Consider the following 11822-nt stretch of genomic DNA (forward strand, 5'->3'; position numbering starts at 1 on the left):
AAGCAGTACAGTGTAGTTTCCTATCGTGTCTGTTGTATCGTGTGCTGCTTTGTTGTTTGCGCTGTTTAAGATTGAATCGGCGATGGCAAAATCATTGCCAACCCATACAAACAAAAAAGCCGTATTCCCTAAGAAATACGGCTTTCTCAATATCACGATAAACTCGGATTATTCTTCAGAACCGGTGTAAGGACGGATGCTGACCGTTTTACGGTTCAGCGCGCCTTTGGTTTTGAATTCAACATAACCGTCAACTTTGGCGAACAAAGTGTGGTCTTTGCCCATGCCTACGTTGTCGCCGGCGTGGAATTTGGTACCGCGTTGGCGGACGATGATAGAACCTGCCGGAATCAGCTCGTTGCCGTAGGCTTTTACGCCCAAGCGTTTGGCTTCTGAATCGCGACCGTTGCGGGTGCTACCGCCTGCTTTTTTACTTGCCATTTGTAATACTCCTAAGTTTCAAAAATTAGGCGATTGCCACGATTTCGATTTGGGTGAAATTTTGGCGATGGCCTTGGCGTTTTTGGTAGTGTTTACGGCGGCGCATTTTGAAAATGCGTACTTTCTCGCCGCGACCATGGGCTACTACTTTAGCTGTTACTTTTGCGCCTTCAATGAAAGGAGCGCCAACTTTTACAGATTCGCCGTCAGCAATCATCAAAACTTCGGTCAGTTCGATTTGGCTGTCGAGTTCGGCTGGTATCTGTTCTACTTTCAATTTTTCGCCAACGGCAACTTTATATTGTTTACCGCCGGTTTTTACGACCGCGTACATACTCAACTCCATGAGAATTATGGTTAATATCCCGCACACCATTGTGCGAAACGTGGCATTCTATTGCTATTTGCCTGTTTTGTCAAAGTTTATTTCGTTTGTGGGGTCAGGGTCGTCTGAAAGATGTGTCAAACGGGCTTTGCTGCTATAATCGCGCGTTGGATTGCCGATATTTTTTATGCGGCAATATTATTTCCGCCTTATACCCAACCCATTTATTTATACGGCAAGCCTGCTTCATTTTGCCGACTGAGAATGTGTTATGCTCGAAAACCTGCCTTATTTCCAACGCCATCTGCCTGAAGACCTTTCACGGGTCAATGAGGTGATCAACCAAGCGGTTCAGTCTGATGTTGCGCTGATTTCGCAAATCGGTACTTATATTATCAGTGCCGGCGGTAAGCGTCTGCGTCCGATTATGACGATTTTGGCAGGTAAGTCGGTCGGCTATGATGGAGATAAGCTGTATGCTTTGGCGGCAATGGTGGAATTTATCCACACTTCGACCCTGCTGCATGACGATGTGGTCGATGAAAGCGATTTGCGCCGCGGACGCGAAACGGCGAATAATCTGTTCGGCAACGCGGCGGCGGTGTTGGTCGGCGACTTTTTGTATACGCGCGCTTTCCAATTGATGGTTGATTCCGGCAGTATGCGCATTTTGGAAGTCATGGCGGATGCAACCAATATTATTGCTGAAGGCGAGGTCATGCAGCTGATGAACATCGGCAATACCGATATTACTGAAGCGCAATATGTTCAAGTGATTCAATATAAAACGGCCAAATTGTTTGAAGCGGCCGCGCAGGTTGGCGCGATTTTGGGCAATGCCTCCCCCGAACATGAGCAGGCGTTGAAAGACTACGGCATGTATGTCGGTACGGCGTTCCAAATTATTGATGATGTTTTGGATTATTCGGGCGAAACCGAAGAAATCGGTAAAAACGTCGGCGACGATTTGGCAGAAGGCAAACCGACTTTGCCGCTGATTTATCTGATGCGCAACGGTTCGAAACAAGTGGCGGACGATGTGCGCCACGCTCTGGAAAATGCAGATCGCGGCAGTTTCCAAAAAATCCATGATTATGTTGTCCATTCCGACGCGCTGACTTATTCGATTTCCGAAGCACGAAAAGCCGTTGAGCAAGCCGTGGCTTCTTTGGCAGTATTGCCCGACAGCGAAGTCAAGCAGGCGATGATTCAGTTGGCCGAGGAATCATTGGCACGGGTTTCTTAAATCCGATGAATTTCAATTTTGTCCCGATGTTTTTGGTGACACTGATTTTTCTCGGTGTCGTCAGTAACAACAACTCCATTACGATTTCCGCAGCAATTTTGCTGTTAATGCAACAGACTGCTTTGTCGCAATATATTCCTTTCATGGAAAAACACGGCTTGCATTTTGGGATTATTTTGCTGACAATCGGGGTTTTAAGTCCGCTGGTTTCAGGGAAGGTTCAAATTCCGCCGCTGTCGGAGTTTGTCAATTTCAAAATGATTGCCGCCGTATTAATCGGCATCCTTGTCGCTTGGTTGGCAGGACGCGGCGTACCGCTGATGAGTGAACAACCTGTTTTGGTAACAGGTCTTTTGATTGGTACGGTTATCGGTGTGGCGTTTATGGGCGGCATTCCGGTCGGCCCGCTGATTGCCGCAGGATTATTATCGTTTATTGCAGGAAAAGTTTAACACGCTCGCCATAGTTCAACGGATAGAACGTATGCCTCCTAAGCGTAAAATACAGGTTCGATTCCTGTTGGCGAGGCCATAAAATACAAAGAGGTCGTCTGAAAATTTTCAGACGACCTCTTTGTATTTTCTATGAACGGGAATCGTAAATCGTTCTGTCAGACTTCATCAAGATTCTTGTGCCGGCAGCATCTGCTTTTGAGGATGTTGGGTGTGCAGTGTCGTCAGCTTCTTCGTCAAGATATTTAAAATCACGCCGTAGGCTGGCAGGAAGAAGAGGGTGCAGATGGTGAGTTTGAACAGATAATCGACAAATGCGATGCCCTGCCAGTTTGCCGCCATAAATTCATCGCTGCTGGCGTAAAAGGCAATGGCGAAAAATACCAATGTATCCAGGGCGTTGCCGATGACGGTTGATGCGGTCGGGGCGATCCACCACGCTTTCAGACGACGTAATTTGTTGAACACAAAAATATCAAGGATTTGTCCGAGTGCGTAAGCGGCAAAGCTGGCTAAGGCGATGCGTCCGACAAAGGTATTGAATTCGGATAGCGCGCCTAAACCCATCCAACTGCCGTCGTGGAACAAAACGGAAAAGATGTAGGAAAGCAAAAGGGCGGGGAACATGACCCAAAAGATAATCCGCCGTGCCAAGTGCGAACCGAAAATGCGGACGGTCAGGTCGGTGGCAAGGAAAATGAAGGGAAAGGAAAACGCGCCCCAAGTGGTGTGGATGCCGAAAATTTGGAAGGGGAACTGCACCAGATAGTTGCTGGCGGCAATGATGAGGATATGGAAAAGCACCAGCCAGAAGAGCGCCTTCTGTTGTTGCGCTGTTGTAAATTCGTACATGGAAATCTTTCGGAAAGGCTTTCAGACGACCTTCTCGTGAAAAAGGTCGTCTGAAAATGCGTAAAAAGAGGATGGATTATTGGCTGTCGTGTTCAAACAGGCGTTTGCGTGCCAGTGTTTCAAACTCGGTACCTGCTTTGCCGTAATTGGCAAAGGGATGAATGGCGATGCCGCCACGCGGTGTGAATTCGCCGAAAACTTCGATGTATTTCGGATCCATCAGGGCAATCAGGTCTTTCATGATGATGTTGACGCAGTCTTCATGGAAATCGCCGTGGTTGCGGAAGCTGAAGAGGTAGAGTTTCAGGGATTTGCTTTCCACCATCTTGATATGCGGGATGTAGCGGATGTAGATGGTGGCAAAGTCGGGCTGCCCGGTCATGGGGCAGAGGCTGGTGAATTCGGGGCAGACGAACTTGACGAAATAGTCGTTGTCGGTATGTTTGTTGTCGAATGCTTCAAGAATTTCGGGAGCGTAGCCGGTCGGATATTGGGTTTTTTGATTGCCCAAAAGAGAGATGCCTTGCAGCTCTTCGGTATTGCGGGACATGAGGGTTTCCTTAGTTTTTTAATGTGGGAGGTTTTCGAACCACGAAAGGCGGATTGTAATATAAGGGGAACTATGTTTGTGATTTTTTTGATAATTATAGTGGATTAACTTTAAACCAGTACGGCGTTGCCTCGCCTTAGCTCAAAGAGAACGATTCTCTAAGGTGCTGAAGCACCAAGTGAATCGGTTCCGTACTATCTGTACTGCCTGCGGCTTCGTCGCCTTGTCCTGATTTAAATTTAACCCACTATATTTAGCGGTTGAGCGCTGGGCTGGAAATGCATAAAAATGATAGGTGGGCGCGGATGTTTTGATGTGGCGGTAATGCCTTTGCAAAGTAATGCGGATTGAATTTAAACTGATTTTTAAATTTATGATTTTTCTAGTTAATTTTCCCGCATTAATCGTAAAAGTTAAAATTTTTTTGAAGTGTTTTCAGTAGTATCTCAAAATTCATATTTTGAGTTATAGAACTAAGGAGAAGCGCCATCTCTCTAATAAATTATGGGGTTTTCAATATAAACAATAAATTAAGTTGTCGGCAACCACAAATCTATCCTTTCTGAATACTGATTTTGTAGAGTAAGAATTCGGAATTACATACAAATTAGATGACTTATGCATAAAAAACGCCACTTGTTATCTTCTTGGACCGATTGTCAGATTTTCATTCGGAAAATAATCAGTTGAATTAGTATAGCGGCATTGAATAAGTATTTGGTATTTTGAGGCAAATGAGATTGTCATTATTTGTTCTGATTTGCAGCAGAAACAGCCAATAAATTTAAGAAGAGGATATTTATAATGAGTTTTTCACAAACCGACTTGGTCAACGCGCTGCGCCAACTTTCCGACCGCCTGCCTGAATTTTCAGAACAACAGGTAAGAACAGGGCGTCTGTTACGGGTAACAACCGAACGTCTAAGCAGTCATCTCAATGAAAATTTGAAAACTTTCGGTATCAACGAGAATTTATGGTTCGCTTTGATGGCGGTTTACGTCAGCCCTAAAAGCGAAATCCTTCCTTCGCGTTTGAGCGACTTGATGGATTTGACGCGTACCAGTGCGACCCGTCTTTCCGATGAGATGGTAGAACGGGGATGGGTAGGTCGTCATATCAACCAGCAAGACCGCCGCCAGATTGTGTTAAAATTAACACAGGAAGGTGAGTCTTTTATCCAACAAGTATGGCCGCAGATTTCCAGTAAGAGCGGTGAAGCTTGGGAAGATTTTACCAATGAGGATTATACCCAGTTGCAAAATCTGTTGGGCAAGCTGTTGAACCGTTTGGACAGCTGATCTGATGCAGTAAGAATTGTGGCAGGGATAAAAGTAAAAAAACGGAGTCTGCCATGAAATCAAATATTGCCAAACGGGGCATCTGTATTATCGCAGTATCTGTACTTGCAGCTTGTGCGCAGTTTGGTAAACAAGCACCGTTGGAAGAACCAACGGTGTATTCTTTGCCCGATGGTAAGTCGGCATCCCTCATTCAAGACGGATGGTGGTTGCAATTAAAAGATAACAAACTGAATCAACTGGTTGCACAAGCTATCCAGACATCAACGGATTTGCGTATTGCCAAGGCGCGTTTCGAACAAGCACAAGCGCAGCTGGGAATAACCGAAGCCGCCGGCAAAACGCAAATCGGTATGTCCACGCGCGGGGTTGGGATGTATGTTGCACCCAAGCCCGCATCTTCCCGTATTGATACCGACCATACATTATTGTTGGCAAACGCAGCAGTACAGGGAAGTTGGACATTCGATTTTTGGGGAAAAAACCGTGAGCAGATTGCAGCGGTTTTGGGACGTCGTCAGGCAATTCTGTATGAAGCCCATCAGGCACGGATTGAGCTGGCAAACGCAGTAGCCAAGCAATATTTTATTTGGCAGGCTTTGAGCGAGCGACAAGCTCTTGTGCAGGAACGCATCAATCTGTCAGAGAAAATGCAGCAATTGGTCTCGCGCAGAATCCATGCAAACCTGATGCCCGCACAATCATTGTACCCGCTTGAATTGGCAAGTCAGCAACTTCAGTTGGAAAAAACGTCATTGGAACAACAGATTGCCAAAGTCCGACATGCTTTGGCAGTATTGATCGGTAATGTGCCGGGAGCACTTTCCGAACAAGAACCCGGTAGGATGGGCGTGGTTCCTGTTGTGCCTGTGAATAGAATCCATGCGGATTTGTTAGCAGCCCGACCGGATATCGCGGCACAAAAATCATTATTGGAATCTAAGCTGCATACGGTTAAATCCACCGAAGCAGAGTTTTATCCCAATATCGAGTTAAAAGCCTTGGCGGGTCTTGGACATATTGATGCGTTCAATGTGGTAAGGGGTAAAACATCAGGCATGCTGGGTATTGTTCCTGCTATCAATCTTCCTATTTTTACGTCTGGGGCATTACAGTCAAAATTGGCAGGTAAACGCGCAGAATATAATGAGCAGGTGGCCGTGTACGATCAAACGGTTTTGAATGCGATGCGTTCTGCTGCGGATGCTGTTGTAGATTACCAAAGCCTGCAAAGCAAACAGTCTACTTGGGATAAAATGCTGAAAATATCCGAGAAGTCGGTTAAAAATGCTCAGGGTAGAGTGAGGGCGGGATTGGATAATGGTCTCAGCGCATTACAAAAACAAGATGATATGTTGCAAGTGAAAATGCAATTGGTGCAGTATCAATCTGAACGGTTGATTGCATGGAGCAATCTGAATGCCCAGTTGGGCGGTGGATTTAAAACGCAATAGAAGGTTTTCAGACGACCCCTTTCCTTTTATAGTGGATTAAATTTAAATCAGGACAAGGCGACGAGGCCGCAGACAGTACAGATAGTACGGCAAGGCGAGGCAACGCCGTACTGGTTTAAATTTAATCCACTATAATCAAGTCAATTGGCGATATTTTGGATATGCATTTAACGTTTAAATGTATGTATTCAGAATGTCGCCAATTGCTTTTTGGTTGTCAGGAATCGGTATTGCTTGGATGACTTTGAAATGATTGTTTGCGCCTAATGGTAAAAGGGGATATCCAAAAATGGTTTTTAAATATGATTGTTACTTGATTGAGTAACGATGCGGCTATAAAATGCACCTCTGTATGTATTTTTCAGTATTGTCTATTCTATTAAAATCAATGAGATATTAGTGGGATGGGGTGCATAAGGAAAATAGTCTGTAATTACCCAGGTTAAAATGAAATCATGGATGCGAATCTAGAAAATAATGAACAATTACGCAATTCAGGGACAAAAAGTTCAAGGGTGGGGCGTAAACGCGGGCGTAATCTGGCAGTTATTACACTGCTTTTTATTTTGATTGCAGTCGGTGTGGCTCTTGCGTATTTCTTATTCTGGCAATACGAGGAAGAGACGGAAGATGCCTATGTTGCGGGTCATCTGGTGCAAATTACCCCTCAGGTCACCGGTACGGTAAGGAAGGTGATGTATGACGATACTGATGTGGTCAAAAAAGGGGATGTCTTGGTTGCGTTGGACGACAGCGATTTCCAGCTGGCTTACGAGCGTGCTCAAAATGAATTGATTCAGGCAATTCGTCAGAATAAACAACAAACTGCGGTTAACTCAAAAGCAAAAGCGCAGGTTCTTTTGCGAAAAGCCGAATTGGCAAAGGCTCAGGCAGATTTGCGCCGACGTGAAGCTTTGTCGGGAACGGATGCAATTTCAGGTGAAGAGTTGAGTCATGCCCGTGCTGCGGTGGTTCAGGCGCAAGCGGCTTTGAAGGCAGTGGAAGCGGAAGAGACTTCTGCACAAGCAGTTTTAGGTAATAATATCCCTCTGCGTCAACAACCTGCGGTGCAAACAGCCATCAGCCATATTAAGGATGCATGGCTGAATCTGCAACGCACCCAAATCCGTGCGCCGATGAATGGACAGATTGCCAAACGAAATGTTCAAGTTGGGCAGCGTATTGCCCAAGGTTCTCCAATGATGGCTGTGGTTCCTTTGAGCAATCTTTGGGTGGATGCTAACTTTAAAGAGTCGCAACTGCGTCAAATGAAAATTGGTCAACCTGTTGAAATGACTGCTGATTTATATGGAAATAAAGTGGTCTATCATGGCAGGGTGATGGGTTTGTCAGCGGGTACGGGCAGTGCATTCTCTCTTTTGCCGCCGCAAAATGCGACGGGGAACTGGATTAAGGTTGTGCAACGTGTTCCGGTCCGCATCAGCTTGGATGCGAAAGAGTTGCAGTCTAATCCGCTTCGTGTCGGTTTATCTATGAAGGTAAAGGTTGATATTTCAGGTGCAGGCTCAGGAAAAAACATGACGGCTGCCGCTGATAAAAATGTAGCATCCCCGGAAACTGAAGGCGTAGATTGGGCTGCCGCCGATGCGTTGATCGATAAGATTTTTGAGAAATACGCTAAGTAAAAATGTTTTCAGACGACCTTTCATGCGTTGAATTGCTGAGAATGTGGGTATTTGATAGCGAATAGATATCGAAGCGCATGAGGAAGCAAAGTTGTGATGGATTAAATAATGCAGGGCAGAACTTTGTTTTTAGCTTGCGATGATGTGAATATTCATCAAAAGAGGTCGTCTGAAAAGGGATGTGTATCTAAGCGCAATCACTGTGCAATATATTGAATGAATAATAGCGAAGAAATATGAATTATCCGCCATTGCAGGGTGTTAGGCTGGTGCTGGTTACGTTGGCGCTCAGCCTTGCCGTTTTTATGGAAGTCTTGGATACCACTATTGCCAACGTTGCAGTACCGGTAATTGCCGGGGACTTAGGGGCAGCGACTACTCAGGGTACTTGGGTCATTACATCATTTGCTGTGGCGAATGCGATTTCAGTACCGCTAACCGGATTTATGGCAAAACGGTTTGGCGAAGTAAAACTGTTTATCGCCTCCGTAGTGGGATTTGTTTTGCTGTCGTGGTTGTGCGGCATTGCACCCAATCTTCAGGCTTTGGTGATCTTCAGGGTGTTACAAGGCTTTGTAGCCGGACCGTTGATTCCGCTGTCGCAAAGTTTGTTAATGGCATCGTATCCTCCTGAAAAACGGACATTGGCTTTGGCATTGTGGGCAATGACCGTTGTCGTCGCGCCTGTTTTAGGTCCTATTCTCGGCGGTTGGATTTCGGATAATTGGCATTGGGGTTGGATTTTCTTCATCAACATCCCTATCGGTATTATTTCTGCACTTATTGTGTGGCAGCAATTGAGGGATAGGGAAACAGAAGTGGTTAAGACGCCGATAGATTACATCGGTTTGGTCTTGATGGTGGTTGGCGTCGGTGCGCTGCAAATGATGCTTGATAGAGGTAAAGAGTTGGACTGGTTTGCCTCTGGAGAGATTATTGTGTTAGGCATCGTTGCATTGGTATGTCTGACGTATTTTGTGGTTTGGGAGCTTGGCGAGAAATACCCGATTGTCGATTTTTCTTTGTTTAGCAACAGAAATTTTACGATAGGCGTACTGGCAACTTCATTGGGCTTTATGGTTTACATGGGTACGCTCACGCTGTTGCCGCTGGTGTTGCAGTCTAATCTTGGTTATACCGCAACATGGGCGGGCTTGGCGGCTGCGCCGGTGGGCTTTCTTCCTATCTTGTTGTCCCCGATTATAGGTAGATTCGGCAACCGCATTGATATGCGTCTTCTTGTTACCGCAAGTTTCTTGACGTTTGCTTTTACTTTCTATTGGCGCACTGATTTTTATGCCGGAATGAATATGAGCAATGTTGTTTGGCCCCAATTCTGGCAAGGCTTGGGTGTGTCCATGTTTTTCCTTCCGTTGACCAGCATTACATTGTCCCATATTAAATCCGATCAAATTGCATCAGCAAGTAGCCTGTCTAATTTCTTGCGCGTCTTCATGGGTGGTGTGGGTGTATCCATAGTCAGTACCATGTGGGAGCGGAGAGAAGCTTTGCATCATACGCAACTGAGTGAACAGATTAATCCATATTCGAGTTTGACTGTTCAAACAGTTCATGAAATGACGAATCGGGGGCTGAGTGAACAGCAGGTTTTGAAAAATATTTCCGATGCCATTACGCAGCAAGGCTTCATTATGGGATCAAATGAGATTTTTCTGGCTGGCAGTATCTTGTTCATCGTCATGATTTCCATAATTTGGTTTGCCAAGCCGCCGTTTAATGGGAGTTCATCAGCAGGGCATTAAATATCACAAAGGTCGTCTGAAAATTTTCAGACGACCTTTGCTGTTGTAGAAGATAGTGAAGACTAACCTGATTACTTACAGGTTTGGTTTGTCCAGATGGCGAGCAAGAGATTGAACGATTTCTTCTGCTACCTGTAATTTCTCTTTCTCAGGGAAAGATAGTTCCTCGTCATCCGTAATAATAGTAATCTGATTGGTGGATTTTCCCATTGCTTGAGAAACATCATTGGCAATCAGCATCGGAATGCCTTTGCGTAAACGTTTTGCCCGAGCATATTCCAAAACTTTTTCACTTTCTGCGGCAAATCCAATGCAAAAAGGCGGTTTGGGTAAGGCGGCTACAGATGCCAAAATATCAGGATTAGTTTCCAATTCAAGGGTTGGGGTATCTTTTGAATTTTCTTTTTTCAATTTGTGCGGGCTGCTGTTTTTTACCTTATAGTCAGCCACAGCGGCTACGGAAATAAAAACATCCTGATCTTCAATATATTTATGAACAGCATCGTACATTTCTTTGGCGCTAATAGCCTGTTCTACATGATAGAGACCGGTTGGCAGGGGAGTTTGTAACTGTCCATAAATCAACGTAACTTGTGCGCCGGCCATTCTGCATGCACGGGCTAGGGCAATGCCCATTTGACCGCTGGAAATATTCGTAATTCCACGGACCGGGTCAATCATTTCCAAGGTCGCGCCGGCAGTGATTAAGATTTTTTTGCCGGCAAGTATTTTCGGCGTCCATAAATCATGAATCAAATCGGCAAGTTCAATCGCTTCAGGCATTCTCCCTATCCCGATTTCACCGCAAGCCTGTTCGCCATAGGATGGCTGAAAAACCGTGATGTTGTCTGAAATCAGTTGTTGGATATTCCTTTGATTGGCAGGATTGTTCCACATCTCCACATTCATCGCCGGAGCGACTGCCATGGGGCATTTTCGTGCCGCTGCCAAATTGGTCAGCAGATTATCAGCAATACCGTTGGCAATCTTGGCAACCGTATTGGCAGTAGCGGGAGCAATCAAAAAAACATCCGCTTCTCGGGTTAAATCAATATGACTCATTCCTCTAGTCGAGTGACCATCGTGCGTATCGACTAGAACAGGATTTCCGCTTAATGCTTGAAATGTAAGGGGGGTAACAAATTCAGTGGCTGCACGGCTCATTGCTGCCGTTACAGAATGTCCTTGTTTTTTTAGTAATCGGACCAACTCACATGATTTATAAGACGCAATACCACCGCTTATCCCTAAAAGAATGTGTTTACTCATTACAGTAACTCAATCCAATTTGAATCAAATAAGTCATAATACTAACATGGATACTGTTCAAAAAAGTAACAGGGATTGATGGGTGGATGGCTTTAAGTTGTGAGTTGAAGCTCGGTATATTTGAAATTGTTTCGGATATTTATGATAAAGGTCGTCTGAAAGGGATTTCAGACGACCTTTGCTGTTTTTGATTTGAAATAAAAGTCTTTGTATTTCAGGTTGTTGTTAGGTTTTGTGGAATTTTTTGCGGTTTTGGGGGTTGACGGTTTTTGAGGAGGGGGGGTATAGTTCGGTTCTTCGCTGCTTCGGCGGTGATTGAACGAACAGGTAAGTATATCACAGTTAGTCTGATTTTTCGAGGTTTTGAGAAAAGTTTTGATTGACAATGAGATGAAATGCTTTATAATTCGTTTTCGCTCTTTAACAAAACAGATTACCGATAAGTGTGAGTGCGACAGCCTCACACTGTTTGAAAGACAGACAAGATGATGTTTAGACATTGTCCTGTTGGTTCTTTGAAGCAGA

At 45.0% G+C, this 11822-nt stretch carries 11 protein-coding genes, 1 tRNA gene and 1 riboswitch; of the genes, 7 read left to right on the plus strand and 5 right to left on the minus strand.

The features are described from left to right. Positions 1 to 168: 168 nt before the first annotated feature. Both rpmA and rplU read right to left on the minus strand, forming a co-directional pair. On the minus strand, positions 169 to 441 hold the full coding sequence (rpmA, locus tag HMPREF1028_RS11115; RefSeq protein ID WP_002212328.1) for a 50S ribosomal protein L27: 273 nt from the start codon (positions 439 to 441) through the stop codon (positions 169 to 171). Positions 442 to 466: 25 nt separating this feature from the next. Then, a complete protein-coding gene (gene rplU / locus HMPREF1028_RS11120) occupies positions 467 to 775 on the minus strand; it encodes a 50S ribosomal protein L21 (protein ID WP_003763980.1) in 309 nt (102 codons plus the stop codon). A 262-nt stretch (positions 776 to 1037) separates the two neighbouring features. Between rplU and HMPREF1028_RS11125 the strand changes: the two genes are divergently transcribed. The 3 genes from HMPREF1028_RS11125 (at position 1038) to HMPREF1028_RS11135 (ending at position 2543) form a co-directional block, all read left to right on the plus strand. Then, positions 1038 to 2012 carry a polyprenyl synthetase family protein gene (locus HMPREF1028_RS11125; protein ID WP_009312837.1) on the plus strand — a complete coding sequence of 325 codons (975 nt, stop codon included), beginning with the start codon at positions 1038 to 1040 and terminating at the stop codon, positions 2010 to 2012. Positions 2013 to 2017: 5 nt separating this feature from the next. Next, on the plus strand, positions 2018 to 2464 hold the full coding sequence (locus HMPREF1028_RS11130) for a DUF441 domain-containing protein (protein WP_019271144.1): 447 nt from the start codon (positions 2018 to 2020) through the stop codon (positions 2462 to 2464). Positions 2465 to 2468: 4 nt separating this feature from the next. Further along, positions 2469 to 2543, plus strand: a tRNA-Arg gene (locus HMPREF1028_RS11135). Between the two features lie 89 nt (positions 2544 to 2632). Here HMPREF1028_RS11135 and HMPREF1028_RS11140 read toward each other — a convergent pair. Both HMPREF1028_RS11140 and queF read right to left on the minus strand, forming a co-directional pair. Beyond that, the gene (locus tag HMPREF1028_RS11140; protein ID WP_009312839.1) at positions 2633 to 3316 is read right to left on the minus strand and encodes a 7-cyano-7-deazaguanine/7-aminomethyl-7-deazaguanine transporter; all 684 of its coding nucleotides are present in this window, start codon (positions 3314 to 3316) and stop codon (positions 2633 to 2635) included. 76 nt (positions 3317 to 3392) lie between these two features. Continuing rightward, positions 3393 to 3866: a preQ(1) synthase gene (gene queF / locus HMPREF1028_RS11145; RefSeq protein WP_009312840.1), complete on the minus strand. Its 474-nt coding sequence runs from the start codon at positions 3864 to 3866 to the stop codon at positions 3393 to 3395. Positions 3867 to 3870: 4 nt separating this feature from the next. Beyond that, positions 3871 to 3915: riboswitch (PreQ1 riboswitch) on the minus strand. Positions 3916 to 4670: 755 nt separating this feature from the next. Here queF and HMPREF1028_RS11150 point away from each other — a divergent pair. The 4 genes from HMPREF1028_RS11150 (at position 4671) to HMPREF1028_RS11165 (ending at position 10028) form a co-directional block, all read left to right on the plus strand. Further along, positions 4671 to 5165: a MarR family transcriptional regulator gene (locus tag HMPREF1028_RS11150; RefSeq protein ID WP_003757030.1), complete on the plus strand. Its 495-nt coding sequence runs from the start codon at positions 4671 to 4673 to the stop codon at positions 5163 to 5165. 53 nt (positions 5166 to 5218) lie between these two features. Next, positions 5219 to 6619 carry an efflux transporter outer membrane subunit gene (locus tag HMPREF1028_RS11155; RefSeq protein ID WP_009312841.1) on the plus strand — a complete coding sequence of 467 codons (1401 nt, stop codon included), beginning with the start codon at positions 5219 to 5221 and terminating at the stop codon, positions 6617 to 6619. 455 nt (positions 6620 to 7074) lie between these two features. Next, positions 7075 to 8265 carry an efflux RND transporter periplasmic adaptor subunit gene (locus tag HMPREF1028_RS11160; protein ID WP_009312842.1) on the plus strand — a complete coding sequence of 397 codons (1191 nt, stop codon included), beginning with the start codon at positions 7075 to 7077 and terminating at the stop codon, positions 8263 to 8265. Positions 8266 to 8501: 236 nt separating this feature from the next. Further along, positions 8502 to 10028 (plus strand): DHA2 family efflux MFS transporter permease subunit, encoded by a 1527-nt coding sequence (locus tag HMPREF1028_RS11165; protein ID WP_003763839.1) that lies wholly within the window; start codon positions 8502 to 8504, stop codon positions 10026 to 10028. A 75-nt stretch (positions 10029 to 10103) separates the two neighbouring features. On the opposite strand, the gene coaBC is transcribed toward HMPREF1028_RS11165, so the two are convergent. Beyond that, positions 10104 to 11297 (minus strand): bifunctional phosphopantothenoylcysteine decarboxylase/phosphopantothenate--cysteine ligase CoaBC, encoded by a 1194-nt coding sequence (coaBC, locus tag HMPREF1028_RS11170; protein WP_009312843.1) that lies wholly within the window; start codon positions 11295 to 11297, stop codon positions 10104 to 10106. Positions 11298 to 11822: the final 525 nt, after the last annotated feature.

The organism is Neisseria sp. GT4A_CT1, assembly GCF_000227275.1.
In the GTDB taxonomy this organism is placed as follows: Bacteria; Pseudomonadota; Gammaproteobacteria; order Burkholderiales; family Neisseriaceae; genus Neisseria.

Bases quoted from the DNA above. Each gene is read 5' to 3' on its own strand.
- HMPREF1028_RS11150 (WP_003757030.1), top strand. From the start codon at position 4,671: ATGAGTTTTTCACAAACCGACTTGGTCAACGCGCTGCGCCAACTTTCC.
- queF (WP_009312840.1), bottom strand. From the start codon at position 3,866: ATGTCCCGCAATACCGAAGAGCTGCAAGGCATCTCTCTTTTGGGCAAT.
- rplU (WP_003763980.1), bottom strand. From the start codon at position 775: ATGTACGCGGTCGTAAAAACCGGCGGTAAACAATATAAAGTTGCCGTT.
- HMPREF1028_RS11155 (WP_009312841.1), top strand. From the start codon at position 5,219: ATGAAATCAAATATTGCCAAACGGGGCATCTGTATTATCGCAGTATCT.
- coaBC (WP_009312843.1), bottom strand. From the start codon at position 11,297: ATGAGTAAACACATTCTTTTAGGGATAAGCGGTGGTATTGCGTCTTAT.
- HMPREF1028_RS11160 (WP_009312842.1), top strand. From the start codon at position 7,075: ATGGATGCGAATCTAGAAAATAATGAACAATTACGCAATTCAGGGACA.
- HMPREF1028_RS11130 (WP_019271144.1), top strand. From the start codon at position 2,018: ATGAATTTCAATTTTGTCCCGATGTTTTTGGTGACACTGATTTTTCTC.
- rpmA (WP_002212328.1), bottom strand. From the start codon at position 441: ATGGCAAGTAAAAAAGCAGGCGGTAGCACCCGCAACGGTCGCGATTCA.
- HMPREF1028_RS11165 (WP_003763839.1), top strand. From the start codon at position 8,502: ATGAATTATCCGCCATTGCAGGGTGTTAGGCTGGTGCTGGTTACGTTG.
- HMPREF1028_RS11140 (WP_009312839.1), bottom strand. From the start codon at position 3,316: ATGTACGAATTTACAACAGCGCAACAACAGAAGGCGCTCTTCTGGCTG.
- HMPREF1028_RS11125 (WP_009312837.1), top strand. From the start codon at position 1,038: ATGCTCGAAAACCTGCCTTATTTCCAACGCCATCTGCCTGAAGACCTT.